Consider the following 26608-nt stretch of genomic DNA (forward strand, 5'->3'; position numbering starts at 1 on the left):
ACTGCCTTGCGTTGAGAGAGCACAACCCGATCACCGCATCTGCCGGAAAAGCAGCGCACATGATGGGTTGCCTGGTCGCAGCAGCAACTGACAACCAGACATCTTTTGACATATCCAGATTTTCGGAATGGCTGATATAAAATTCTTTTTTAAATATCAGCCTGCTCTTGCTCTCTCCGCCACGGACATCCCCCGCCCGCAAGCCCCAGCGTCTGTATCTTCAGCTTTCTCTACTCTGATACAATCATTTTCCTGATCAACAGGCGCAGACGCGTTTCAACATCTTCATGACTTCCACCAAGCCTGCGGTCGAGTCCAAGCACGACAATGCCATGCACGGCTTCATACATGGTGCGTGCGAACACAGACCGCTCCTGCGCGGAAACAGGCATGTCGGCGGCAAACAGCGTTCCGATCCGCTCCACCAGACTATCGCGCAGGGCAAGATAGTCCGATGGCAATTCTTCCTGCGCACCCCAGCGCAGGGCGAAGAGCGCGTCCCAGCGATTCAGATGGTCCCGGGCATAGCGGAAATATCCCAGAGCAAGAGCCTCCAGTTTTCGCGTATGGTTTCCGGAACTTTTCTCCGCTTCGGCAAACATGAAGTTTCCCATGTCCACCAGCGTTCGGGCGTTCACCTGTAGGATGACATTATCCAGCCCCCCGAAAAGATAACCAAGGGAACCGAGTGCGCAGCCCGCTTTTCCCGTCACGGCCCGTGCCGAACAGGCCCGAAATCCTTCCTCGACGATGATCTGCTCCGCCGCATCCGTGATAGCGTTCCTGAGAGCTTCAGGATCTTTGCCTTTACGCGCCATGCCCCGCCTCAACTGCTTTTCCGCCTGTCTATCACACAGCGTAAAAAATTTGAACGACGTTCAAATATATCTTGCATTAATGAACATCGTTCATTATGAACAGTGTTCACATAACCACGCCATAAAGGAAATTATCATGAGCACATCTCGCACACCGGCCAGCGTCACCGTCTCCTCCAGCTGGGTCATGTTCACATGGATCAGCTTTGCCGTCGCCCTGCTCTCCATGGCGATCGCCGTCATCTACATGCCAATGGAAAGCTGGCTGCGGGCTTATCTCGGCCTTTCAGGACTGTTTCTGGTGCAGTCTTCCATCTCTCTGTCACGCACCCTGCGCGACCAGGCGGAAGCTGAGGCAGCAAGAAACGCATAGCGGAAACGCCGGATATGCCGGTTCATCCGGGCGGAATTTCCTGGGAGATTTGTGACCCACACAGGATCACAAATCTTCATCATTCCTCACGGTGCAAGACTGATTATCTCAATCAGAAACATCCAGGCGACGACAGCTTGATCGAAATAAAGCCGCTTTGACGAAGATACGCGGCATCGGCCGATCAGCAGGACAAACCACCGCCTATTTCATGCAGACAATATCTAAAGGGCAGAGGCAGCGACTGCTGAATCAGCATGCTTGCGTCCGATACGGGTCGCCATGATCGCCGCCAGAATGCCGGAGACACCCGCCAGAACAAGCATATCACGATAACTTCCCTCCACCTGACGCAGTACGCCAGCAAGAAAGGTCGCGAACGCAGCGCCAATCTGGTGTCCAAACAGAATCCAGCCAAAGACGACTGGCGCTGAACGCTCGCCAAAGGCGGCATTTGCCAGCCTCAGTGTCGGAGGCAATGTGGCGATCCAGTCCAGACCGTAGAAGGCTCCGAACACCATCATGCTTGTCGTTGAAAAATCACAGAATGGCAGGGCAATCAAAGAAAGTCCGCGAAGCCCGTAATAGCTGAACAGGAGCCACCGGGCATCGTACCGATCCGTCAGCCAGCCGGAGAAAGTCGTGCCGAACAGATCGAAGAGCCCCATCAGGGCGAGATAACCGGCAGCAGGCACCTCCCCGATGCCATGATCGGCACAGATGGCGATGAAATGCGTCCCGATCAGTCCATTGGTCGTAAAGCCGCACACGAAAAAGGTGAAGACCATGAGCCAGAAATCACGACGATGGACAGCATTGGCAAGCGCTTCCAAAGCCACGCGCACCGGATTGCTGGTGGGTCGGGCTGGAGGCACATAATCATGGGGCGCTCCATGCGGCACGAGATCACAATCGGCGGGATGTTCGGGCATGAAGAAAGCAACGATCGGCACCATCACCAGACTGGCGATCGCCACAACCAGCACCGGTCCACGCCAGCCTTCATGCTGCGCCAGTGACGCCAGCGCAGGCAGGAACAGCAGTGAACCCGTGGCCGTGCTGGCGGCGAGTAGCCCCATCACTGTGCCCCGGCGCGTCACGAACCAGCGGTTCACGACGGTCGCTCCGAACACCATGGCGACAGCCCCCGTGCCCAGTCCTGTCAGAAGGCCCCATGTCACGAGGAACTGCCAGGGCCGGGTCATACCCAATGACAGGAGCGTGGCGCTCCCGATCAGGAGAAATGCGCCAATCAGGGTGCGACGAATCCCGATCGCCTGCATGAGCGCGGCTGAAAAAGGCCCCACAAACCCATAAAGGAAAATCCCCATACCGGCTGCCAGAGAGATGCCTGAGCGGCTCCAGCCCATCGTATTTTGCAGCGGAATCATAAGGACACCGGGGGTTGCGCGGACGCCCGCCGACACCAGAAGCGATATGAACGTCAGCGCCACGACAAGGATGAAATAGTGGGGTCGCTGGACGCCCTTGTTGCCGGGTATGTTACTGGGCGTGGACGTATTCATGTTACTGACCGGTAAGTTATTTCTTGGCCAGCTATAAGGACCGGGCTATAAGAGGGTCAAGAGGAAACTGCCTGATGATATCGCACTCCCGAAAAGGCCCCCGTCCGAAAGCAGCGGACAAGATCCGCGATGCGGCGCAGGAACTGTTCTATGCACAGGGAATCCGCACGGTCGGTGTGGACGAGATCGTGCAGAAAGCCGGGGTGACCAAACCCTCTCTGTATCGTCTGTTTGACTCCAAGGACGGTCTGGCAGCCACCTATCTCGCGGATTATCAGCAATGTTTCTGGGACCGGATCGCCGAGGTCTGCGTGATTCATCCCGATGACAGCCGCGCCCAGCTTCTGGCGTATTTTGATGGCCTGTCCGAGCGCGCATCCCATCCGGACTATCGTGGATGTGGAGTTTCAAACGCGATAGCGGAATTTCCCGACCAGAATCACCCGGTCCGTCAGGCAGCAGCAGCCCTGAAACAGGAAGTTCGTGAATGGATGGTCAGGAAAGCGGACGTCATCGGTGCGCGCAACCCCGCGCTCCTCGCAGACGGGCTGATTTTGTTGATGGAGGGAGCCTATGCCTGCGGGCAGTCATTTCCATCGCCGGGACCGGCAGCGGCTGTGGGTCAGATGGCACGCCTGTTGATTGAACAGCACTGTGCGCCCGCAGCATCGCTCCCTCCGACATCGACCTCTTTGACCGGCAACAGGGTCTGAAACAGAGAAATGAGTTTGTATATTCCGTCCCATTTCCGGCAGGACATCCATGATGACGACGCTTGAATTCCAGCAGGTCGACGTATTTTCCACCACGCCTTTCAAAGGCAATCCGGTCGCCGTTGTCCTTGCAGCAGACAGTCTGACGACCGAGCAGATGGCAGCTTTTGCCAGTTGGACCAACCTGAGCGAAACAACGTTCCTGCTCAGGCCGACCTCACCGGAAGCCGACTACCGGGTCCGTATCTTCACCCCTCAGACAGAGTTGCCCTTTGCCGGCCATCCCACGCTGGGAAGCTGTCACGCATGGCTGACATCCGGTGGTCGCCCCCGCAACGAAACAATCGTACAGGAATGCGATATTGGTCTTGTGCCCATTCGTTCCGAAGGCGAACGTCTGGCCTTTGTTGCGCCTGAACTTCGTCGATCCGGTCCGATCGACGAAGCTCTTCTCAGCCGTGTCGCACATGGACTGAAGATTTCACCTTCTTCCATTCAGGCGTCCGCGTGGACGGATAATGGTCCCGGCTGGCTCTCCGTCCTGCTCGGCTCCCGGGAGGAAGTTCTGGCGCTTGAACCGGATTACGCGAGTCTGGCAGGGCTGAGTATCGGCGTGATCGGTCCCTGGAATCCAGCCACCGACGGAACGGAAGCACAATTTGAAGTGCGGGCTTTCGTCATGAGCGCCGGTGTCAACGAAGACCCTGTTACGGGCAGTCTGAATGCCGGTCTGGCGCAGTGGCTGATTGGAGAAGGACGGGCGCCCCAGCATTATATCGCCAGTCAGGGCGCCCGACTGGACCGGAGTGGCCGCGTGTATATTGATCTTGAGGAAGACAAAATCTGGATCGGGGGCGCGACCATCACAAGAATTACCGGGACGCTTCAGGTTTGAAATCCATCCGTCTGGCAACAGACGTCCGCAGTCCTTGGGAATTCAGAAAAAATTTAGTAAAATTGAGAAATAATCAAAATACACTCTTCTGCTTATGGCGCTTAAGATGACGATCTTTCAGGAGGCTCAAGGCGTCCATCAATTTCTGGCCTTTTTTAAAAGCCGGACATGAGATGAGCATCCGGAAATCGACTCTACCAAACCACTCCGTTATACGAACACAACTCTTCAACACAGCTTCAAGGAATAGTCTGTGCAGTGCGAATGGCGTCGATCTTACGACAGGCTGGTCCCCATGCTGATCAAGGAGCATTTCGGTAATCCCGGTGGTCTGACGCGCCAGTTTCCTTACATGAAAGCGACATTTCCATGGAAGGATGAGGACTTCATCCTCACTGCGGAGGCGCTCGCCAATCCGAACAACACATATCACGGTCTTGAACGACTTGCCGAGGAGTATCATCGCGCCGGATCGTGGCAACTCGCGGGAGAGTGCTGGCTGATTGCGGCAGGCTGGCGACGCAGCATGATGGACGCCAACAACGAACGTCATGTGGAAGCCTTGCAGTTTGCTCTCCGCCACGTCGAATATAACAGAGCGCTGGACGAGTGGAAAAAGAAGAAGCTCAGCAGAAACGCCATGCCCTATCCCGAGCTGTTCGGACTTTCCGACGACTGAACCCTGAAGCTCCATCCAGAAACTCTCCAAAACCCTTTTCACCACCGCCTCATAAAAACATCCCATAAAAAAAGAGAGGCGCAATGGCCTCTCTTCTTCCGCAAACCCTACAGGCGGAAACCAGATCACCTTGTATAGATTGGGAACTTTTTGCAGAGCGCCTTGACGCGTTCGTGGACGGCGTTCTCGACGGCGGCGTCTCCCTCACCACCGGACGCGGCCAGCGCGGTCAGAACCTCGTCGATCATCTCGCCAACTTCGCGGAACTCCGCCTCGCGGAAGCCGCGCGCCGTCGCCGCCGGGCTGCCCAGACGGATGCCGGACGTGATCGCAGGCTTCTCCGGGTCAAACGGTACGGCGTTCTTGTTCGCCGTGATGCCCGCGCGCTCCAGAGCCTTCTCCGCGATCTTGCCCGTCACCTTCTTCGGACGCAGATCGACCAGCAGCAGATGGCTGTCCGTGCCGCCGGTCACGAGGTCGAAACCACGCGCCACCAGCGTCTCGCCCAGCGCCTTCGCGTTGGCGGCGACGGCTTTCTGATACTCTGCGAATTCCGGCTTCAGCGCCTCGCCGAACGCGACGGCCTTGGCGGCGATCACATGCATCAGCGGGCCGCCCTGCAGGCCGGGGAACACGGCGGAGTTGATCTTCTTGGCCAGCGCCTCGTCGTTCGTCAGGATCAGGCCACCGCGAGGACCACGCAAGGTCTTGTGCGTCGTGGTCGTGACGATGTCGGCATGCGGGATCGGGCTCGGATAGAGACCGGCCGCCACCAGACCGGCGAAGTGCGCCATATCGACCATCAGGAAAGCGCCGACCTCGTCAGCGATCCTGCGGAAGCGGGCGAAGTCGATGATGCGCGGATAGGCGGAGCTGCCGGCGACGATCAGCTTTGGCTTATGCTCGCGGGCGAGGGATTCCATCTCTTTGTAGTCGAGATGACCGTCCTGCTGGCGCACGCCATACTGCACGGCGTTGAACCACTTGCCGGAATAGTTCGGGGCCGCGCCGTGCGTGAGATGGCCACCGGCGGCGAGGCTCATGCCCAGCACGGTGTCGCCCGGCGCGACAACGGCCATGAACGCCGCCTGATTGGCGTTGGCGCCCGAGTGTGGCTGCACGTTGGCGAAGCCCGCGCCGAACATCTGTTTCGAGCGTTCGATGGCCAGAGTCTCGACCTTGTCGACCTCGGAGCAGCCGCCATAATAGCGACGGCCCGGATAGCCCTCGGCGTATTTGTTGGTCAGAACGCTGCCCTGAGCCTGTAGCACAGCCTCCGACACCATGTTCTCCGATGCAATCAGCTCGATCCCGTCACGCTGACGCTCGAACTCGCTCGCAATCGCTGACGCAACCTCAGCGTCAACAGATGCCAGCGAAGATTGGAAAAAGCGATGCAGATCCGTCTCGCTCATCTTGAAACTCCCTGTCCCAGAGCCACTCATCACAAAGCAGGCCGCGCCGGAACCGGACACCCAACCCGAAACGTACCTTGCTGTTGGCGCGGTTGTAGCCTTTTCATGGACGGAAAACCACACCTCGCGCATAGATGCTCTGCGTAGAGAGTTTCAAGGACAGCCTTACCCATGCCTCAACCGCCCCGGCCCAGCGCATCTTCCCTGTTCCGCCGCAAATCCATCACTGCCACTCCTGAGAATAGCGGCCTCAAACGTGTGCTGGGTCCGGCCACTCTTGTCGCTCTCGGCGTGGGCGCCACCATCGGCGCGGGACTGTTTTCGCTGACGGGCATTGCGGCTGGCGACAATGCGGGACCAGCCGTAACGCTGTCCTACATCATCGCCGCCATCGCCTGCGGGTTTGCCGGTCTCTGCTACAGTGAACTGGCGGGCATGATCCCGGTGGCCGGAAGCGCCTACTCCTACGCCTATGTGACGATGGGCGAACTGGTCGCGTGGATCATCGGCTGGGATCTGGTTCTGGAATATGCCGTCGGGGCCGCGACCGTCTCGGTCAGTTGGTCGGGCTATGTGACTTCGCTCCTCGCCGGATGGGGAATCCGTCTTCCGGCGCGACTGACCGCCTCGCCGTTTCAGACCGTTCATCTGGCGGATGGCGCCACCGCCAGCGGCATCGCCAACATACCCGCGGCCTTCATCATCATTCTCGTCTCCCTGCTGCTGATCCGGGGCACCTCCGCCTCGGCGAGATTCAATGCGGTCATCGTCGTCCTCAAACTCTCGGTCATCGCCGCCTTCATCGGCTTCGGCATCCCGTGGATCGACACGGCCAACTATCACCCGTTCATTCCGCCCAACGAGGGAACGTTCGGTCATTTCGGCATGTCAGGCGTCATGCGGGCGGCAGGCACCATTTTCTTCGCCTATATCGGCTTCGATGCGCTTTCGACGGCGGCGCAGGAGACCAGAAACCCCAAGCGTGACATTCCCATCGGCATTCTCGGCAGTCTGGCCATCTGTGCTCTGGCTTATGTCAGTTTTTCCTTTGTGCTGACCGGAATCGTGAACTACGCCGATATGGCCGGAGATCCCGCGCCTGTCGCCACGGCCATCGACCGGACGCACATCGCGTGGCTCCAGCTCGCCATCAAATTCGGCATTATCTGTGGCTTCACTTCCGTACTTCTGATGCTGCTGCTCGGACAGAGCCGCGTGTTTTTCGCGATGTCCCGTGACGGTCTCCTGCCCGCCCTGTTCAGCCGGACCCATGCCCGCTTTCACACACCATGGCTGTCCAACCTGTTCTTCATGGTGCTGACGGGACTGCTGGCCGCCTTTCTGCCCATCGCCGAACTGGGCCATATGACATCCATAGGCACGCTGCTCGCCTTCATCATCGTCTGTGTCGGCGTGCTGATGCTCCGACGGCAGGCACCGGACATCGAGCGCAAGTTCCGCGTGCCGGGCGGTCCGGTCATTCCTCTGGCCGGTGTCCTGTCCTGCCTGGCCGTTATGGTATCTCTGGATGGCCTGACCTGGCTCCGCCTCTTCATCTGGCTCGGCATCGGGCTGGGCGTCTATTTTCTTTACGGACGCCGGAAAAGCAGACTGGCAGGAACGGACTGATACTTCTCATACAGTCTACAGGACAAATCATGATCCGGTATTGAAACGTTCATACTTTGAAAAGGTAGATCCCGGACACCTTTCTTACCGGGACGTTTCCATTTTTGAGTGAGAAAGACTGCCATTACAGACTGTATTTCCGGAGAAACTATATTACCGACAGGTAAACATCCTGCGGCCATCCCATAAAAACTCCAGCCGCCCTGAAACTATGCTGGAATTTTCCTGCGTCGGCGGGATATACACCAGCATCAGGCCGCGCCAGACCAAGACGCGGCTCCCATAAAAACATCGGTTGATCCCGTGCTGCTTCTCCTGATGGGCGTCCTTGCGGTCGTCCTGCTGATTGCCATCAATATCCTCATTTCTCTCTCGGAAATTTCGTTCGCCGCCGCGCGCGATGTCAGACTGCGATCCCGCGCCGAAGCAGGAGACGAACGGGCGACAGCCTTCCTCGCCATGCGCCGCAACAGCGGCCAGGTGATGACGGTGCTTCAGATTCTTCTGAACGCCGTGGGTATCCTCGGCGGTATCGTCAGTTCCGACATGCTCACCCCGCCGCTGTCAGACATTTTCCGGAAATGGGGTCTGAACAGCGCCTCCGCCGACAGTCTTGGCGCGACAGTCAGCTTCATCTTCATCACCGGCACGTTCGTCGTTTTCGCCGACCTTCTTCCCAAGCGCATCGCCATGAACGCGCCAGATCGGATCGGGCTCGCCATCGGATGGTTCCCCTCCACGGCGCTGCATCTGCTCTATCCGTTTGTCTGGGTCTTCTCAAAAATCTCCGATGCGCTCCTCCGCGCCCTGAAAATACCGGCGGCCTCCGCTGTCGAACCGGTCACACCGGAAGACCTGCGCGCCATTCTCGCGGCGGGCACCGCTTCCGGCGTGCTGCTGGAACAGGAACATCTGATGATCCAGAACGTGCTGGGTCTTCAGGACCGCGCCGTCAGTTCAGCCATGACGCCGCGTGACGAAATCGTCTTTCTCGACGTGCAGGAAACCCCGGACACGCTGCGCAACAAGGTCCGTCAGGATTCCTATTCACGCTATCCGCTCTGCAATGGCGGCCTTGACCACGTCATCGGCTCGGTGCGGATCGAGGATATTTTTGTCGCCTCCGCCGACGAAAAAGGCGCTCTTCCTCTTGGCCGCCTGCGTCGTGATGTTCTGTCCGTCCCGGAAACGCTCAATCTGTGGGATACGCTAGCCCAGTTCGACGCCCACGGCGCAGGTTTTGCCCTCGTGATCAGTGAATACGGGCTTGTCGTCGGGCTGATCACCTTCAAGGATATCATGGGCGCGCTGATGGACGGACTTGCCACACCGTTCGAGGAGCAGCTTATCGTTCAGCGTGATGAGAATTCATGGCTGATCGACGGCGCTGCCCCGATCGGCGACGTCATCCGCGAACTTGGCGTCGCCGACCTGCCCGACAGCAATTCCTTCGACACGATTGCAGGCTTTGTCATGCATCGCCTGCGCCGCATGGCCCGCAAGGCGGATCATACGGACTCTTCCGGCTTCCGCTTTGAGGTGGTCGATGTCGAGGGATTCCGCATCAACCAGTTGCTGATCACGCGTCGAAGCAAAGCGGACGACTCCGAGGCGACCTGAGCGCGAGAACTCCCAGGTTTGCCCCGGTTTCCGTCACGACGGGCTGGTCAGGATGTCCATCCCGGTGAGGTTTGCGGAGCACCGCCCCGACCCCGCCAAAGGCCCTCAAGGAATCTGCGGTCCCTTGCGGGTGCGGACAGAACCCACATCTCACAGGGCCGTTGGTAAACGCGTTGTCTATCGGGCGTCGCCATCAATTTGCATGTATCCATCCAGACTGGATCAGGCTCTAACGGCGACGGAACAGCAACTCCAGATCGTTGCGTGTCAGCCGCACCCATGTCGGACGCCCGTGCGAACAGGTGCCCGCACGCGGCGTTTCCTCCATCCGACGCAGCAACGCGTTCATTTCCGGAATGGTAAGATTACGGCCCGCCCGGATACTGCCGTGACAGGCCATGCGCGCAATCACCGCATCCAGACGCGCATCCAGAGTGGGTGTTTCCTCGATGCTGGCGAGGTCATCCGCATCCAGTTCTTCCGCCAAATCCCGCAGCAGATTCACGGCCGACGCATTACCGAGCAGGGCGGGCAGCGAGCGGACGAGCACCGCGCCAGCACCGAACGGCTCCAGATCAATTCCCAGTTTCGACAGGGCTTCGGCGCGCGACACCAGCAGGTCCGCCTGACTACGGGACAACTCCACCACATCCGGCACCAGCAGGCGCTGGGCGCGGATGGTGCCGGAGAGAAACTGCTCGCGCAGCACCTCATGCGTCAGCCGTTCATGCGCCGCATGCTGATCGACCAGCACCATGTTGTCGTCGGTGGTCACGGCGATGATGTAGGTGCTGAGCACCTGCGCCACCGCAGCGCCGAGAGGGTGGTCCGTCTCCGGACGCATTGCCGGAGCGGTCGAATATGCCTGTGAACTCTCTGACTGTCGTTGCGGCTGTGACTGCGGGCCGGGAAATTGATTTCCGCTATCCATACCATCCTGAACGGATGCGGGCACAACGGAAACACTCTGATCTGGCGCAAAGGAGCGTGCCGCCGGTTGAGCACCCAGCGCCAGAAATGGCTCGGCAAACCCGTCCGAACGCGGCGTTTCCGGCGGATAGACAATGCGGGCCGGACGTGGTGCGGAAAAGCCGGGACGGACGCCCGCCGTTCCCGCTCCCAGCCCCAACGCCCGTGTGATGGTGCCGATGACCAGTGACCGCACTCCAGCCTCATCGGCAAAACGGAGTTCCGTCTTGGCGGGATGGACGTTCACATCGACCTGCTCATACGGCAGCGACAGGTTGATCACCGCGACAGGATGACGGCCGGACTCGATGACGCGGCGATACGCAACACGGATGGACGTACGCAGCAATGGATCGACCACGGCGCGACCGTTGACCAGCATGAACTGTCCGGCCGTCGTCGGCCTGTGGACGGACGGGCTGCACGCGAAGCCGGACAGCTTCATGTCGCCGCGCACACCCTCCAGTTTCAGCAGGCCATCCGCGTCCTCGATCCCGAGCAGTGCCGCTGCCCGCGCTTCCAGCGTTTCAGATGGGCGATCAAGGATGGTCCGTCCATCCACCTCCATGAAAAACGCCACATCGGGAGCCGTCAGCGCCAGACGGCGGACAGCGGCTTCCGCGTGTGATCCCTCCACTCGGGCGCTCTTGAGAAACTTCCGACGGGCAGGCGTGGCGAAGAACATATCTTCGACCAGAATCGAGGTGCCTTTTCCCCCCGAGCAAGGCTCTGGTGGAGAAATCTCCCCGCCCGTGACATGAATACGCCATGCACAGTCGCTGTCGGCCTTGCGAGAGGTGATGGTCAGACGGGCCGCCGCCCCCACGGATGGCAGCGCCTCGCCACGAAAACCAAGGGTGGCGATCCGCACTAGCGTCTCGTCGGACAGCTTTGACGTGCAATGGCGTTGCACGGCCAGCGCCAATTCGTCCGGCGTCATGCCGATGCCGTCATCCGTGACGACAATGCGGTCAGCGCCACCGTTGACGATGGCGACACGGACACGTCGGGCCCGGGCGTCCAGTGCGTTTTCCACCAGTTCCTTAAGGGCCGCGGCAGGACGCTCGATCACCTCACCAGCGGCGATACGGTTGATAACAGCATCGGAAAGCCGACGCAGGACTGGCTGGATAGGAACGGGTTCGGACATGCTGGGAAGAGTTTAGCCCATTCGGCGCGTTGACGGAATCACGCTTTACCTCGTAGCTGCGATAAGGCACGACGGAGCTTATGACCCGTATCTATATTGATGCCGATGCCTGTCCGGTAAAAGACGAAACTTACCGTGTGGCAGACCGCTACAAACTGTCCGTTGCGGTTGTGTCAAACCGCATGATCGTCATTCCTGCTTCCCCCTTGGTTGAACGTGTGGTGGTGGAAGCCGGACCGGATGTCGCCGACGACTGGATCGCGGAACAGGCGCAGGAAGGCGACATCGTTATCACCGGCGATATTCCTCTCGCGGCCCGCTGTGTGGAAAAAGGCGCGAGCGTTATTGACTCGAAGGGCAAGATACTCGACGCCAACTCCATCGGAATGGCGCTCGCCATGCGCAATCTGATGACCGATCTCCGCTCCGCCGGGATGGAGACGCCGGGTGGTCCTACCTTCAGCAAGGCGGATCGTTCACGTTATCTGTCCGCGCTGGATACGCTGGTGGTGCGCCTGCGGAAACCCCGCTTTCGGATCCCTGTCGCACCATGATCGGTTTTTCCTGACAGGGTCTCGTAGTTCTCAGACACTGGCGCCATCGGCAGGCTTGTGACCGGCAGGACTCAAATACCGCCAAAGCAATATCCGATCAGACGGAATCGTCTGGTTCGGATAAAATTGCTCGATACACAATGAGTTAGAACGGCATCCGTGACCAGTCTGAACGAATACCGCTAGAACAAAACAAGCGTATTCTCAAACATGTCCGCACAGGCTTCCCATGTGAACCGTTCCGCATGGGCGCGACAGGCGGCACGATCCCCTTCCAGCGCCTGCATGCAGGCCACACGCAGATCATCATTGACGGAGCCGACACACCCATCGGCCCCGGCGAGGATATCCTTTGGCCCCGTCACATTGTAGGCGGCGACCGGCGTACCGCAGGCCAGAGCTTCCAGCACCACCAGCCCGAACGTATCCGTCAGGCTGGGGAACACGAAGACGTCGCCCCCCGCGTAAGCCGCCGCCAGCGCGCCCTCCTCAAGCCGTCCCGTAAAGACCGCCTGTGGGAAATTCTTTTCCAGTGAGGCGCGATGCGGACCGTCGCCCACAACAACCTTCGTCCCCGGCAGATCGAGAGACAGAAAGGCTTCGATATTCTTTTCGACCGCCAGCCGTCCGACATGAATGAAGACCGGACCTGGAATCCCCAGTTCCGCCTTCCAGTCCCTGCGTGACACAGGGGTAAAACGCGCAAGATCAACGCCCCGAGTCCAGGGCACCAGACGTGTGAAACCACGGGCCGACAGGTCTTCACGCAGGCTGCTGGTCGCGGCCAGAGTGCCCTGAGACTGATTGTGAAACCATCTCAGCAACGCATAGGCGGGCCTGAGGCCCCAACCCAGACGGGCCTGAACATATTCCGGAAAACGTGTGTGGTATGAGGTGGTGAAGGGAACGCCGCGTTTACGGGCCCAGCGCCATGCCGCCCAACCAACCGGGCCTTCGGTGACGATATGCAGGACATTCGGCCTGAAAGCATTGGCCAGCTCTCCCAAACGTCGACCGGGATTGAGAGCGAGAGGTATTTCCGGATAACTCGGACATGGGATGCTGCGGAAACGATCCGGCCCTATGACCTCCACTTCATGCCCTTTGGCCCTGAGCATGCTGACGATGGTGGTCATGGTGCGCACGACCCCATTGACCTGTGGTGTCCACGCATCCGTCACTATCAATATCCGCAAGCCAGACCTCACTCAATCCGGGAAGAACTATGGTTTTTCAGAATGCTGCCGTGCGGAAAATCCCATTGTCACACCTGTCCGGGCGCGTCGGGACACGTTTCAGCCGGGCTGCTTGACCGGCATCGCGGTCTGACTGCTCTGTTCATCCCGACGGGAAATCATGCTCTCCGCCCAGCGGAACCGACTGCCGGCAGCCGACGTATCGCGAACAGGAGAAGGCGTCTTTCTGCTCCAGTCGATCAGCGCAAACTGACCGTGCCGATCCTCGACAAGGCCGGTGCAGCTTTCCACCCAGTCCCCTGTATTCATGTAGCAGACACCGTCTATTGTCCGGATTTCAGGACTGTGGATGTGCCCACAGATAATGCCGTCCGCCCCGACCTGACGCGCTTCCTTCGCCAGCGCTTCCTCAAAACGGTCAATGGCTTTCACAGCCCCTTTGACCTGCCGCTTCGCCCAAGCGGAAAAGGAGCGGTAAGGCAGCCCCAGCCGACGCCGCACACCATTGATCCAGCGGTTCAGCACGAGGGCCACCGTGTAAGCCTGATCGCCCAGAAGCGCCAGGATCGGCGCATAGCGGACAACACTGTCAAATTCATCGCCGTGCAGAACCAGATAGCGTTTGCCATCGCCTGCGACATGCTCTGCCCTGGGCATCAGTCGGACACCGGCAACTTCCAGATTCATGGGAAGCCAGCGGCGAAACATCTCATCATGATTACCGGGGATATAGATCACATCCGTCCCGTGACGGGCCATGCGCAGGATAACCTGCAACAGTTCATCATGATGGCTGTCCCAGTACCATGACCGACGCAGCCGCCATCCGTCGATGATATCACCAACCAGATAAAGCTTTTCGCAGGAAACGGATTTCAGGAAATCGGCTGCGAGAGCCGCCTGACTTCCCCTGGTTCCGAGATGAATATCGGACAGGAACACCGCACGATAGGGTGTTTGCCCGGCAAGGGAAGTATCAACAAAGCTCATGGCGCTCCGTCCCGCAGGAGGTCTGCCCCTGTTTAGAGCATCCCCGCCAATGGCTACATGACAGTTCCATGATTTATGGAAAATCACGGTTTCCGATCATGGCGTTCCTGCGTTGATCGGGCGAAATTGAAAGCTCACCGCACGGCAGGAAAGGCCGACCGCATGTACGTCATCCACAACCCCACCGCAGGTCGCAGGAACACCGGCCGGTTGTGGAACGTGCTCGATTGCCTCGCCAGCCACGGCATTCCTCTGAAAATTCTTGAAACGCAGTACGCAGGCCATGCCACAGAACTGGCCCGCACGGCGGTCCGGCAGGGCGCGGATATGGTCGTGGCGGCGGGCGGTGACGGCACGATCGCGGAAGTTGTTGCCGGCATGATGCATTCCGACACCCGCCTCGGGATCATTCCGCTCGGCACCGCGAATGTCCTCGCCCACGAATTCAATCTGCCTTTCGCACCGAAGGCGCTGGCTGCTGTACTCGGCTCGGACAGCGGCACCCCTCTCTGGCCGGGAATTCTGAAATCAGCCGGTCAATCAAGGCTATTTGTCCAGATGGTCGGCGCAGGCTTCGACGCGCATGTCGTGCATCATATCGATCTTGGCACCAAGCGGCTGCTTGGCCGTGGCGCCTATGTGCTCCAGACAGTCCGGGAACTGCCGCGTTACCAGTTTCCATCGCTCTGCATACGAGCCGACGGGAAGGAATATCACGCCGCCAGCGTGATTATCAGCAAGGGACGTTTTTACGGCGGCCCTTATCTGCTGTCATCGGACGCCCTTCCCGGTGAACCCGGTTTTTCTGTCACGATTTTTGAAAATGGCGGCGTCTCTTCCGCTCTGATGGCGGGAATTTCCCTGCCGCAGGGAAGAATGGGAAGTCTGCCCGGCGTCCAGACCGTGCGGGCCTCCCATATAGAAATCATGACACCGGAAGGACTGCCGGTTCAGGCGGATGGAGATCCGGCTGGAATACTGCCGTTCCAGATTATGGACGCGGCAGGCCCGGTTGTTCTGGCGGCAGGTGGATAGAAACCAAAAACTTGGTTTTACAAGGAACGCTCTTTCGGAAATATCCTAAAAAAATAACTATCAAAACGTTTCCGATTATCCGGACGGTTCAATCCCTGTCAGGGAACCAGAACAATCCTCCCATTCAGCCCACCCTGTCGTGTTTTCATCAGAGCCTCATCGAAGAATTCCAGAGGCATAATCTCCGCGACAGGAGAACGCATGACACCACGGGCCAGAAGTTCAATCGCTTCATGAAGATCGTCAAGTGTTGAACCGACTGATCCAAGAAGCGTGATTTCCCTCACAATAAAATCTATGGGATGAGACTGAAAAGAATCAGTCGTATAACCAAGCATCACCATTCGCCCACGACGGCGCAGCATGTTCAGGGCGCTGCTCATGGCCGTCTGTGTGCCAAGCAGCTCGAAAACAACATCAGCCCCTTCACCCGTGAGTTCACGTACACGACTGGCTGCGTCTGGTGTTTCCAGCACATCTATGATGTGCTCCGCTCCCATCTCCAGTGCGATCCGCGCCCGTGCGCCACCACGTCCGATTGCAATGACCCGACCTCCCACCTGACGCGCATAGTGCAGGAGGGCGAGTCCCACGCCTCCGGCGCCACTGATGACCACCCAGTCGCCCGGTCGGATCGCCGCCATACGCCCTGCATGTACCGCCGTGGAACCCGCGCATCCCATGGTCGCCGCTTCAGCAAGATCGACATGATCCGCAACAGGCACACAGTTTTTCACGGGGATAGTGATATATTCGGCATAACCACCATCACTCGAAAATCCCGGCTGGGCTTTCGGTTGCGGGCACAGGTGATCGTCGCCCACACGGCAGTAACGACAGGCGCCGCAACCAACATAATAATAGACAACGACCTTGCGTCCTGCCCACGTCTGATCCACGCCCTTGCCACAGACATCGACCACCCCGGCAATTTCATGCCCGACCGTAAAATCCCTTTTGCCAAGATCCAGCAATCCGTCCTGAATATGCAGGTCCGTCCGACAGACACCGCAGGCGACAATTCTCACCCGGACTTCACCCGTCTCAGGCTCAGGAATAGAAACAGCCCGCAAGGCAAAAGGCCGGTCTGGAGAGACAAGCTGCACGGCTTTCATCGTCATGGATGGAAGAGACATGGGATCACCTGCGGGTTGGCGGACAGCAACGCTTTCAGTCAGGCTCTTTACTGAGTTCATCCCTGTAGTCATCAAGGCTCTTCATCAGGCCCTCCTCCATTACCGGGGGTTTCTGCTTCAGGTTTTCCAGTGCGCCGATGATTGTCTCTATGACCGCCAGACGGGCAAACCATTTACGATTGGCCGGGATCACAAACCAGGGCGCGTAATCGCGGGAGGTGTGCGTGATCGCCTCGTCATAGGCTTCCTGATACTGATCCCAGAACTGACGTTCCTTGATGTCGGATGAAGAAAATTTCCATCTCTTGTCCTTGACGTCCAGACGACTGAGAAGACGCTTTCTCTGTTCATCCTTTGAGATATTGAGAAAGAATTTCAGAATAACGGTACCCTGCCGCGACAGGTAGTGCTCAAAATGCCGGATATCATCAAAACGCCCCTGCCAGAAAGCCGGCGTTCCGACCTCGCCCGGGAGATGCTCACGCTCCAGCATTTCGGGATGAACGCGCGTTACCAGAACGTCTTCATACTGGCTGCGATTGAAAATCACGATACGCCCGGCGGAAGGCGCTGAAATATGGATGCGCCAGAGAAAGCCATGCAGCAGCTCCCTCGGACCCGGCTGCTTGAAGGACGTCACAGCCACGCCCGCCGGGTTCACGCCCGACATCACATGCTTGATCGTGCCGTCCTTGCCAGCGGCATCCATGCCCTGCAACACGATCAGCACGGATGCTTCGCTGTTGGCGAAAAGCAGTTCCTGAAGGTCGGAGAGACGCTTCTTCGCCTGCTTCAGAAGCGCCTTGCCCTCTTTCTTGGTCAGTCCCAGTCCGGCATCGTCAGCCGGATCGTAATCATTCAGATGAAACGGCCTTGACGGATCGACACGATAACGCGTGGTGAGAACTGAAAGATCATCCATTGTCACCTTGCTTTTGAGAGCCGTGCCCATTCCGCCAATCCCCTTTCTCAGTCCAGATCACGCGCGACGGACAGACCGCCTGCCGCCTGACAGACAGGCATCATTTCGATGCGGTTGATGTTCACATGCGCCGGCAACCCAAGAACCCATGCAACAGTCTCGGCGATATCATCAGGCAGAAGAGGTTTCGTGCCACGATAGACATCCGCCGCTTTCGCATCGTCGCCCAGACGCACGTTACTGAATTCACTTCCCCCACACAGACCGGGTTCCAGATTTGTGGCGCGCACGCGGGTACCAAGCAGGTCGGTCCGCAGGTTTCTCATGAACTGCGAGACAAACGCCTTGGTCGCGCCATAGACGTTTCCGCCCTTATAGGGATAGATGCCCGCCGTGCTGCCGATGGACATGACATGACCGTGGTTGCGCTCCACCATGCCGGGCAGCAGCGCGTGAGTGATTTCGACCATCCCCGCGACATTTGTCCCGATCATCCGCTCCCAGTCGTCAACGCTGGTCGCCTGCGCCGGGTCCATGCCGAGCGCCAGACCGGCGTTATTGATCAGCACATCCACCTCGCGCCACCCTTCCGGCAGTTCGGTCGGGAGCGCCCGCAGCGCCTCCTTGTCCAGCATGTCCAGCGCCAGAGGCAGAAAAGCATCCCCGAGCGAAGCCTGTAGTGCGTCGAGCCTTTCCGCACGGCGACCTGTGCCGATCACCCGATAACCATCGCGCACGAGCCGTTCACTGATGGCCCGGCCAAACCCTGCCGTCGCCCCTGTTACAAGCACCGTGTCAGCCATCGTCCAGTTCCTTCTTTCTTCCGGGTAGCGCATTAGCCTCTCTCTGCCGCCGGGTTGTCAAATGGCTCGGTTGTCAAATGACGCCGGGCGCACCATATCTGTGACATGCAGTTTTCACAGTCTGATACGGTTGCACCCTGCGGCGCCGAAGAGTCACTCGCAGGCCAGCTTCTCATCGCCATGCCATCCCTCGCGGAGTCCGAATTCGATCGGAGCGTGATCTATCTGTGCGCCCATTCGGCGGATGGCGGCGCAATGGGCATCGTCATCAACCGTCGCCTCTCGCAGCCCGGTTTCGACGATCTGCTGCAACAACTCGATATCGCCCCCACACCGCCCCGTCGCCGGATCGGCCTTTGCGCGGGCGGACCTGTTGAAGCGGGTCGCGGGCTTGTGCTGCATTCCACCGACTGGGGCGGCGATGGCACGCTGACCGTCAATAACGAGATCTCTCTGAGCGCCAACCTCGAAGTGCTCAAGGACATTGCTGCCGGAGAAGGCCCAAAGGACGCCCTGCTGGCGCTGGGCCATGCGGGCTGGGAAGCAGGACAACTGGAAGAGGAAATCGCCCGCCACTCGGCGTGGCTGGTCGCCCCGGCTTCACGTGAAATCGTGTTCGGATCGGATCACGCGGTCAAGTGGCGCAAGGCGCTGGCGGCGATCAACATCGATCCGCTGCGGCTGGCATCCTTTACCGGGAGCGCATGAACGCGCTTCTTCCGGCGTCATCGGGACCTTGCCCCGAACCCCACAAAGGAACACCACCCCTTTACCCCTGATCGCTCAATGGGATCTGGGGAAAGTCCCCCAAGAAATCATAAAGAAGTTTTTGATAAAGCTTTTTTGGGAACGCTTCAGAGCAACGCTCTTCCTGTCGCAAACGCCGCGTCCAGCAGGCTTCCAGCGCCCGCGCTACGCCCGAACACTCAATCCGACCTGTAGACCCTGCTCTCAGTGACAGCCGCCACCCTTGCTGTCACACCCCTTGCAGCCTCCGCATCCGCCGCGGGAGCCAGCATCTGCCCGCCCGGCTACAGCAGTCTGGAGCACGGCTGGCGCATGCACCGCCCGCAGGACGGACTGCGCACCTTTCCACAACCTCCGCGTCACGGAAGGCGCAAGGCGTCCCAGCCAGTAAAGAGCACAGACAAGAACCAGCAGTCCGATAATCAGGCTTTGAATCATGACGGCCCCCACCCCATCGCCAGCGCAAACCTCCATGTGAGGAAAGACGCCAGATAGGCCAAACCGAACAGATAACCGGCCGTCTGGAAGACGACCTTCCAGCCGCCTGTCTCGCGCCGGATGACGGCCAGAGTCGAGAAACACTGCGGCGCGTAGACATACCATGCCATCAACGACAGCCCGGTCGCAAGGCTCCATTGTCTGGACAGGATCGGGATCAACTGTGAAGCGGCATCCGTTTCCACGCCACCAACCGCATAGACCGTCGCCAGTGCGCTCACCGCGACCTCGCGGGCCATCAGTCCGGGAATCAGCGCCACACAGATCTGCCAGGTGAAGCCGAGGGGCGCGAAGACCGGCAGCATGATGTGCCCGATCCAGCCAGCCAGACTGTAATCAATAGCGGGACCGGTCGCGCCAGCCGGTGGGGCTGGAAAACTCGACAGCGCCCAGAGCAGCACGCTGAGCGTGACGATAATGCTGCCGACGCGCGAGAGAAAGATGACGGCCCGCTGCCAGAGTCCCAGCGCCACATTGCGCAGGCTCGGCCAGCGATAGGCGGGCAGTTCCATGAGCAGCGGATGCTCTTCCTGAGCCCCACCCCGCTTCATGACCCACGCCACGCCCAGCGCGCTGAGGATCGCCACCATATAAAGTGCGAACAGCACCAGACCCTGCTGGTTCAGCACGCCGCCAATCGAATGACGGGGAATGAAGGCCGCGATCAGCAGGGCATAGACCGGCAGCCGGGCCGAGCAGGTCATCAGCGGCGCCAGCAGGATGGTGACAAAGCGGTCACGCGGGTTCTGGATCGTGCGCGTCGCCATGATGCCCGGAACCGCGCAGGCGAAGCTGGATAGCAGCGGTATGAAAGACCGGCCCGAGAGACCGGCTGTCGCCATGATCCGGTCCAGCAGGAACGCGGCACGCGGCAGATAGCCGGACTCTTCCAGAATCAGTATCCAGAGGAACAGGATCAGAATCTGCGGCAGGAACACGACCACCGTACCAGCTCCGGCGATGATCCCATCCACCAGCAGGCTGCGGATCAGCCCCTCCGGCAGAAGCTGGCGGAGCATCTCGCCAAAATCGGTGACACCGGCGTCAACAGCGTCCATGACCGGCTGCGCCCAGGAAAAGACCGCCTGAAACATGACGAACATCAGGGCCAGCAGGATCACCAACCCCCAGACGGGATGCAGAATCCAGCGGTCGAGCCGCTCTTCCAGCGCCTCGGAAGCAATGGCCGGGCGGGATGTGCATTCCGTGAGAAGCCGCCGCACCGTGGCATGGACCTCCTCGTGAATACCCGCCTGAATGACCGGCGCATGCAGGGGCGGGTTATCCAGAAGCGCAAGCAGATCAGACGCGCCGCTTTTCCTGATCGCGACAACCCCTACGACAGGCGCACCAAGCTCGGCCGACAGGCGCGGCAGGTCGATTTCCAGCCCCTGCTTGCGGGCGGCGTCCAGCATGTTGAGCACGATGACCGTCGGGCGTCCGAGACGGCAGACTTCGAGAGCGAACCGCAGGTGCAGGCGCAGATTGGTCGCGTCCAGCACGCAGATCAGCAGTTCGGGAGCAGGCTCGCCCCTGTAGAGCCCGGCGCAGACATCGCGGGTGACGGCTTCGTCAGGGCTGGTGGCGGCAAGACTGTAAGCGCCGGGCAGATCCAGCAGCCGCACAGGTCTGCCGCCGGGCGTGGTGAAACGCCCTTCCTTGCGCTCCACCGTCACGCCTGCGTAATTCGCCACTTTCTGACGGCTGCCGGTCAGCAGATTGAACAGCGAGGTCTTGCCGCAATTGGGGTTACCGACCAGCGCCGCCCGCAGCGGAAGGGTTTCGATCAGCACGTCCATGATTTACGAAACATCCCGCAAAATGACCCGGGACGCTTCCGACCGCCGGAGAGCAAAGCGCGTGAACCCGATCTTCACAGCCAGCGGATCGCCTCCGAAAGGGCCGCTGGCGACAATACGCAACGGTTCACCCGGAACGAAGCCAAGCTCGCCCAGCCGCTGCGCCACGATATCGTCTGCGCCGCGATGGTCGATATGGTCGATAAGAGCGTCGATTCCGACCGGAAGTTCATCCAGGCGCATGCGCAGATCCTGTCCGCCTGTTTGGTTGCCGTATTGCGAATGATACCTATTTCCTATTCGTGTCGCTGTCCACTTCAGTATCCGGCAGACGAAAAACAGACAGGTCATGCATCATCGCATGGCAACTTTTCCCGTTTTCGTCCGTTACCGCCCCGGAGGCGTGCCGATGACCACATACATTCCTGTAGACAGAGTCTTTCAGGCTGCGGAAACGAACATAAACGAAGCCGTCAGTGTCTGGAGTTTGCAGGCCAGACTCGGGGAAGGACCGGTCTGGAGCGAAACGGAATCCGCCTTCTACTTCGTCGATATCCTGAACTGCGCCCTGCATCGCTACCGTCTATCCGACGGAATGCGCTCAAGCTGGCATGTGCAGCGCCGCCCGACTTTTCTGGTTCCGACCCATGACGGCGCCCTGATCTGCGGCATGGAGGACGGTCTGTATCTCTTCGACCCGGAGACCGGACGCATCCACCCGTTCCTGCCTGTTGAACAGAACTACTCCCGCACGCGCCTGAACGACGGTCATGTCGACAGGTCCGGACGGCTGTGGTTCGGCACGATGGATGACGAGGAAGAACTCCCCATCGGCTCTCTCTACAGCATGGACGGCGGAGATACTGCCCTGCGTCGGCATCATAGCGGCTACACGGTCAGCAACGGTCCCGTCATGTCCCCGGATGGCCGCACCCTTTATCACTGCGATTCGGCGCAAGGGGTGATCTACGCTTTCGACGTCACTCTCAACGGAGCTCTGGCCGGGCAGAGAATTTTCGCCGAGATCAGCAACGGCGCGCCGGACGGGCTGGCGATGGACAGCGGCGGCACATTGTGGGTCGGTATCTGGGGAGGTCACAGGCTGGAACGCTTTACTTCCGCTGGAAAGCGGCTCGCACCGATTCCCGTGCCTGCCGCCAATGTGACCAAGGCGGCTTTCGGCGGCGACGATCTGCGGACCGTGTTCATCACAACGGCATGCAAAGGGCTGTCGGCAGCCGAGCTTGAAGCGGAGCCACTGAACGGGGCCGTGTTCTGCCTGCGCACCGAAACGCCCGGCATGCCGCAGGGCCTCATGATGCTGCCCGGATAATACCGGCGGAGACGCTTCATCGGCATTGCGGGAGGCCGCCGGAAGACCGCCAGCAGAAAACAGCCTCCTCTCCAGATGATAACCGGAGCAGAAAACCGTGACCGGGCCGTGTCCGGGACAGCCCGGTCACACCAGTTTCACGTCAAAGACGCACTTTACCGCGAAGTTTCGCGTGCAATCCGCGCCGCCGCCCTCTATGGACAGCCGTTAACAGGTGTCCGCTGCGCGCTTCGTGCTGTCAGCGGCGGGCATGTACGGAAAGAAAGATCAGGTCCGCCTTACGATGGATATTCGCAACATCGCCATTATCGCACACGTCGATCATGGCAAGACCACTCTTGTTGACGAACTGCTCAAGCAGTCCGGCTCGTTCCACGAACATCAGCAGGTTGCTGAGCGTGCGATGGACAGCAACGACCTTGAGCGCGAGCGTGGCATCACCATTCTCGCCAAGTGCACGTCCGTCGTCTGGAAAGACACGCGCATCAACATCATCGACACCCCGGGCCACGCCGACTTCGGTGGTGAGGTCGAGCGTATCCTGAGCATGGTGGACGGCGCGATCGTGCTCGTCGACGCCGCCGAAGGTGCGCTGCCGCAGACCAAGTTCGTGGTCGGCAAGGCTCTGGCCCGTGGCCTGAAGCCGATTGTCGTCGTGAACAAGATCGACCGCGGCGACGCCCGTCCGGACGAGGTCCACAACGAGATCTTCGATCTGTTCGCCTCCCTCGGCGCGAATGACGAGCAGCTCGACTTCCCGATGCTGTACGCCTCCGGACGTCAAGGCTGGGCGGACGAGGAACTGGATGGGCCCCGCAAGGATCTGGCTCCGATGTTCGACCTCGTACTGCGCCACGTCCCATCCCCGAATCTGGACAAGGACAAGCCGTTCGCGATGGTCGCGACCATCCTCGAGTCCGACAACTTCCTCGGCCGCGTGCTGACGGGCCGCGTCGAGCAGGGCCGCGCCCGCGTCAACATGCCGGTCCGCGTGCTGCGTGAAGATGGCAGCGTCGTCGAGACGGGCCGTCTGACCAAGCTGCTCTCCTTCCGTGGTCTTGACCGCGTGCCGGTCGAAGAGGTCGAGGCTGGTGACATCGTCGCCGTCGCCGGTCTGTCCGAGGCCACGATTCCGGAAACAATCGCTTCTCCGGAAGTGACTGAAGCCCTGAAGGCCATTCCGGTCGATCCGCCGACGCTGTCCATGACCTTCCGCATCAATGATGGCCCGCTGGGCGGTCGTGAAGGCAAGAAGGTCACATCGCGCCAGATCCGTGACCGTCTGTTCAAGGAAACAGAAAGCAACATCGCCATCCGCGTGACGGAAAGCCCCGAGAGCGAAGCGTTCGAAGTCGCCGGTCGTGGCGAACTTCAGCTTGGCGTGCTCATCGAGACGATGCGTCGTGAAGGCTTCGAGCTGACCATCGGTCGTCCCCGCGTGCTGTTCCACACCAACGAAGAGACCGGCGAGCGTGAAGAGCCTTATGAAGAGGTTCTGATCGACGTGGACGAGCCTTACTCAGGCGTCGTGGTCGAGAAGATGTCGCTCCGCAAGGGGCAGATGCAGGACATGCGTCCGTCCGGTGGCGACAAGGTGCGTCTGACGTTCCTGATCCCGTCGCGCGGCCTGATCGGCTATCACGGCGAGTTCCTGACCGACACGCGCGGCACGGGCATCATGAACCGTCTGTTCGCGGGTTATCAGCCCTATGCAGGCACGATCGAAGGCCGCCGCAACGGCTCGCTGATCTCGTCTGAAGACGGCGCGACCACACAGTATTCGCTGTTCTCCCTTCAGGACCGTGGCACGCTGTTCGTCAATGCTGGCGAGAAGGTCTATGTCGGCATGATCATCGGTGAGCATTCTCGCGAGAACGATCTCGAAGTGAACGCCGTCCGTGAAAAGAAGCTGACCAACATCCGCGCCGCTGGCAAGGACGAGGCTCTGCTTCTGGTTCCGCCGCGCAAGATGAGCCTTGAGCAGGCGATTGCCTACATCGAGGACGACGAGCTGGTGGAAGTCACCCCGTCCGCCGTGCGTCTGCGCAAGCGCTACCTCGACCCGCACGAGCGCAAGAAGAACGAGCGTTCCAAGAAGAACGACTGATACAAGACGACTACAGGGGCCGGACGGCAGAAATGTTGACCGGTCCCGCAAGCGTTCAGCGCTCCACAGGAGGAGATCAATCCTCTCCCTGTATGACCGTGGAGCCGAACGTCATGCTGCATTCAGGACTGATTCGGGATTTTTCCCCTGCTTCTGTGCACCTGATACTGACTGCCCCGCAGTCCACTCGAAATATAATCGATCATTCTTCGGACAGCTCTGCATACCGAAGGCCGCCGCAGACGGGTGCCATCTGCTTTTCTGCGTGAAATGATGAAGACGGGCCTCTGAAACACGAGGTTTCTGCCTGTTTTTTGTCGGGAAGGATTTGGGAAGCGATACCCAGAATCCCACCCAAGGCCGTCTTTGGAAACTGTTTTGATCAATAAATCTGGGGGCGCAAATCTGCGGTCCCTGTCGGGTCCGGGCAGAGACCGCATAAGAGTTACCCCGTAGAACTATTAACACCAGCGACGTCATCCCGTCTGACTGACAATCGCTTCAGACTTCCAGAAGAGTTTGACCGACGTACCCTCCGGTCAGACGTCCGGGACATGCGAAGAGCCCACCTCCAACATGGGTGGTGAACTGGTTCATCATGTCGAATTTCGACATGCGTTCGAAGATTTTCGTAAAACCGGTTCGCGGATCCTGCTGATAGGCGAGGAACATCAGTCCGGCGTCAAACTCGTTGCCCTGACGCCAGGGCGGCCATCGCTCGGCGACGTAACTCAGACCGTTATCATAGGCATAGGCGCGCCTGAGAATCTGGGCGCCATCGTTCTCTTCCGGTGCCGCAAGGCGTGCATGGGCCCCCTGAGCGGTAATAGGATTTCCATCCCTGTCTGTCTGTTTCAGCGTCAGCGGCTCAAACTCGCCATGACCGCCGATGGGCGCGCCACTCTGTTTCTGACGCCCCATCGTTTCTTCCTGAAACGCGACCTTCATGCGGTCCCAGTGCTCCAGCGCCATGCGGATGATCCGCGCGACCAGATAGGTTCCACCCTGCATCCAGGGCAGATCACCCGGCGCCGCCCATAGAACGCGGTCGGCGATCTTCGGATTGCTTATGTCGGGATTGATCGTCCCATCCTTGAAACCCATCAGATTACGCGGCGTCTTCCTCTTGCCGAAATCCGGCATGAAGCCGGTCTGAGCCCAGCGTGGCGTGGCGGCGCCATAGGCCAGCGACGCAAGGATGCGCACGGCATGAAAGGCCGTCTGCGGATCACCGGCGCAACTCTGGACGCAGAGGTCACCGCCCGTATGGGCCGCAACGAGCTGATCGCCATTGAACCGCGGCAAATCCGCCAGAGGAGCGGGGCGGAGAGCCGCCAGATTATAACGATCCTTGCCGTCCCTGATGAACAGGCCCGGACCAAAGCCGAAGGTCAGCGTCAGCCCCTTTGCAGACAGTCCTTCGGCATCTTCCGGATCGATGAGGCCGGGAAGCACCTTACCTGCCATCAGCGCATCGGCGGCCCGGGTCCAGCGGCGCATCAGGTCGATAACGTCCTGCCGTTTTTCTGCGGTCAGGTCGAAGGTGAGAAAATAGAGGAAAGGTTCCTGAGGCGTCGCGATCCCCGGCTGATGCTGCAAAAGAGACGAGGCCGCGCGTGCGCACGACAAGCCAGCCAGATGCCAGCCCGCACAGCCCGCCAGCGAACCGAGAGCGGCACGGCGAGAGAGAATGAAATCCAT

Annotated in this window: 24 protein-coding genes; 11 read left to right on the forward strand and 13 right to left on the reverse strand. The window is 59.6% G+C overall.

Features of this window, described 5'->3' with window-relative positions:
- Positions 1–230 precede the first annotated feature (230 nt).
- The gene (locus tag LKE90_RS10605; protein ID WP_291494526.1) at positions 231–818 is read right to left on the reverse strand and encodes a WHG domain-containing protein; all 588 of its coding nucleotides are present in this window, start codon (positions 816–818) and stop codon (positions 231–233) included.
- Between the two features lie 136 nt (positions 819–954).
- On the opposite strand from LKE90_RS10605, the gene LKE90_RS10610 reads away from it, so the two are divergent.
- The gene (locus tag LKE90_RS10610; protein ID WP_291494525.1) at positions 955–1191 is read left to right on the forward strand and encodes a YiaA/YiaB family inner membrane protein; all 237 of its coding nucleotides are present in this window, start codon (positions 955–957) and stop codon (positions 1189–1191) included.
- Positions 1192–1415: 224 nt separating this feature from the next.
- Here the strand turns inward: LKE90_RS10610 and LKE90_RS10615 are convergent, their stop codons facing one another.
- Positions 1416–2717, reverse strand: a complete 1302-nt coding sequence (locus LKE90_RS10615) for an MFS transporter (protein WP_291494524.1) — start codon at positions 2715–2717, stop codon at positions 1416–1418.
- Positions 2718–2791: 74 nt separating this feature from the next.
- On the opposite strand from LKE90_RS10615, the gene LKE90_RS10620 reads away from it, so the two are divergent.
- The 3 genes from LKE90_RS10620 to LKE90_RS10630 all read left to right on the forward strand — a co-directional run bounded on the left by LKE90_RS10620 (position 2792) and on the right by LKE90_RS10630 (position 5004).
- Positions 2792–3430, forward strand: a complete 639-nt coding sequence (locus LKE90_RS10620) for a TetR/AcrR family transcriptional regulator (RefSeq protein ID WP_291494523.1) — start codon at positions 2792–2794, stop codon at positions 3428–3430.
- 52 nt (positions 3431–3482) lie between these two features.
- Positions 3483–4325: a PhzF family phenazine biosynthesis protein gene (locus tag LKE90_RS10625; protein ID WP_291494565.1), complete on the forward strand. Its 843-nt coding sequence runs from the start codon at positions 3483–3485 to the stop codon at positions 4323–4325.
- 253 nt (positions 4326–4578) lie between these two features.
- The gene (locus tag LKE90_RS10630; RefSeq protein WP_291494522.1) at positions 4579–5004 is read left to right on the forward strand and encodes a hypothetical protein; all 426 of its coding nucleotides are present in this window, start codon (positions 4579–4581) and stop codon (positions 5002–5004) included.
- 125 nt (positions 5005–5129) lie between these two features.
- Here the strand turns inward: LKE90_RS10630 and glyA are convergent, their stop codons facing one another.
- Entirely contained in the window at positions 5130–6419 is a 1290-nt protein-coding gene (gene glyA / locus LKE90_RS10635; protein WP_291501460.1) for a serine hydroxymethyltransferase, read from the reverse strand.
- 171 nt (positions 6420–6590) lie between these two features.
- Here glyA and LKE90_RS10640 point away from each other — a divergent pair, with 171 nt between their 5' ends.
- The gene (locus tag LKE90_RS10640) at positions 6591–8048 is read left to right on the forward strand and encodes an amino acid permease (RefSeq protein ID WP_291492266.1); all 1458 of its coding nucleotides are present in this window, start codon (positions 6591–6593) and stop codon (positions 8046–8048) included.
- 303 nt (positions 8049–8351) lie between these two features.
- Entirely contained in the window at positions 8352–9668 is a 1317-nt protein-coding gene (locus LKE90_RS10645; RefSeq protein WP_291492268.1) for a hemolysin family protein, read from the forward strand.
- Between the two features lie 229 nt (positions 9669–9897).
- Here LKE90_RS10645 and mutL read toward each other — a convergent pair whose 3' ends face one another.
- On the reverse strand, positions 9898–11787 hold the full coding sequence (gene mutL, locus LKE90_RS10650; protein ID WP_291492270.1) for a DNA mismatch repair endonuclease MutL: 1890 nt from the start codon (positions 11785–11787) through the stop codon (positions 9898–9900).
- An 80-nt stretch (positions 11788–11867) separates the two neighbouring features.
- On the opposite strand from mutL, the gene LKE90_RS10655 reads away from it, so the two are divergent.
- Positions 11868–12341, forward strand: a complete 474-nt coding sequence (locus tag LKE90_RS10655; protein WP_291492272.1) for a YaiI/YqxD family protein — start codon at positions 11868–11870, stop codon at positions 12339–12341.
- 182 nt (positions 12342–12523) lie between these two features.
- Here the strand turns inward: LKE90_RS10655 and LKE90_RS10660 are convergent, their stop codons facing one another.
- Positions 12524–13522, reverse strand: coding sequence for a glycosyltransferase family 4 protein (locus tag LKE90_RS10660; RefSeq protein ID WP_291492274.1), 999 nt, complete (start codon positions 13520–13522; stop codon positions 12524–12526).
- A 114-nt stretch (positions 13523–13636) separates the two neighbouring features.
- Positions 13637–14527 carry a UDP-2,3-diacylglucosamine diphosphatase gene (locus LKE90_RS10665; RefSeq protein WP_291492275.1) on the reverse strand — a complete coding sequence of 297 codons (891 nt, stop codon included), beginning with the start codon at positions 14525–14527 and terminating at the stop codon, positions 13637–13639.
- A gap of 162 nt (positions 14528–14689) precedes the next feature.
- On the opposite strand from LKE90_RS10665, the gene LKE90_RS10670 reads away from it, so the two are divergent.
- Positions 14690–15562, forward strand: coding sequence for a diacylglycerol/lipid kinase family protein (locus tag LKE90_RS10670; RefSeq protein ID WP_291501461.1), 873 nt, complete (start codon positions 14690–14692; stop codon positions 15560–15562).
- Positions 15563–15660: 98 nt separating this feature from the next.
- Here the strand turns inward: LKE90_RS10670 and LKE90_RS10675 are convergent, their stop codons facing one another.
- Genes LKE90_RS10675 through LKE90_RS10685 form a run of 3 tightly spaced genes read right to left on the reverse strand, consistent with a single transcriptional unit; the run spans position 15661 to position 18423 of the window.
- Positions 15661–16698: an alcohol dehydrogenase catalytic domain-containing protein gene (locus LKE90_RS10675; protein ID WP_291492279.1), complete on the reverse strand. Its 1038-nt coding sequence runs from the start codon at positions 16696–16698 to the stop codon at positions 15661–15663.
- Positions 16699–16732: 34 nt separating this feature from the next.
- The gene (locus tag LKE90_RS10680; protein ID WP_407066068.1) at positions 16733–17650 is read right to left on the reverse strand and encodes a polyphosphate kinase 2 family protein; all 918 of its coding nucleotides are present in this window, start codon (positions 17648–17650) and stop codon (positions 16733–16735) included.
- A gap of 17 nt (positions 17651–17667) precedes the next feature.
- Positions 17668–18423 carry an SDR family NAD(P)-dependent oxidoreductase gene (locus tag LKE90_RS10685; RefSeq protein WP_291492280.1) on the reverse strand — a complete coding sequence of 252 codons (756 nt, stop codon included), beginning with the start codon at positions 18421–18423 and terminating at the stop codon, positions 17668–17670.
- Between the two features lie 105 nt (positions 18424–18528).
- Here LKE90_RS10685 and LKE90_RS10690 point away from each other — a divergent pair, with 105 nt between their 5' ends.
- A complete protein-coding gene (locus LKE90_RS10690) occupies positions 18529–19131 on the forward strand; it encodes a YqgE/AlgH family protein (protein ID WP_291492282.1) in 603 nt (200 codons plus the stop codon).
- A gap of 243 nt (positions 19132–19374) precedes the next feature.
- Here the strand turns inward: LKE90_RS10690 and LKE90_RS10695 are convergent, their stop codons facing one another.
- The 3 genes from LKE90_RS10695 to LKE90_RS10705 are packed head-to-tail and all read right to left on the reverse strand — an operon-like array spanning position 19375 to position 21710.
- A complete protein-coding gene (locus LKE90_RS10695; RefSeq protein WP_291492284.1) occupies positions 19375–19608 on the reverse strand; it encodes a DUF6587 family protein in 234 nt (77 codons plus the stop codon).
- Positions 19605–21467, reverse strand: a complete 1863-nt coding sequence (gene feoB, locus LKE90_RS10700) for a ferrous iron transport protein B (protein WP_291492286.1) — start codon at positions 21465–21467, stop codon at positions 19605–19607. The genes LKE90_RS10695 and feoB overlap by 4 nt, the downstream gene beginning before the upstream one ends.
- 3 nt (positions 21468–21470) lie before the next feature.
- Complete coding sequence (locus LKE90_RS10705) at positions 21471–21710, reverse strand: FeoA family protein (protein ID WP_291492288.1); 240 nt, start codon at positions 21708–21710, stop codon at positions 21471–21473.
- A gap of 166 nt (positions 21711–21876) precedes the next feature.
- Here LKE90_RS10705 and LKE90_RS10710 point away from each other — a divergent pair, with 166 nt between their 5' ends.
- Both LKE90_RS10710 and typA read left to right on the forward strand, forming a co-directional pair.
- The gene (locus LKE90_RS10710) at positions 21877–22800 is read left to right on the forward strand and encodes an SMP-30/gluconolactonase/LRE family protein (RefSeq protein ID WP_291492290.1); all 924 of its coding nucleotides are present in this window, start codon (positions 21877–21879) and stop codon (positions 22798–22800) included.
- Positions 22801–23083: 283 nt separating this feature from the next.
- The gene (gene typA, locus LKE90_RS10715) at positions 23084–24907 is read left to right on the forward strand and encodes a translational GTPase TypA (protein WP_291492388.1); all 1824 of its coding nucleotides are present in this window, start codon (positions 23084–23086) and stop codon (positions 24905–24907) included.
- A gap of 501 nt (positions 24908–25408) precedes the next feature.
- Here the strand turns inward: typA and LKE90_RS10720 are convergent.
- On the reverse strand, positions 25409–26608 hold the full coding sequence (locus LKE90_RS10720; RefSeq protein WP_291492292.1) for a Dyp-type peroxidase: 1200 nt from the start codon (positions 26606–26608) through the stop codon (positions 25409–25411).

Source organism: Acetobacter sp., from assembly GCF_022483985.1.
Taxonomy (GTDB): Bacteria; Pseudomonadota; Alphaproteobacteria; order Acetobacterales; family Acetobacteraceae; genus Acetobacter.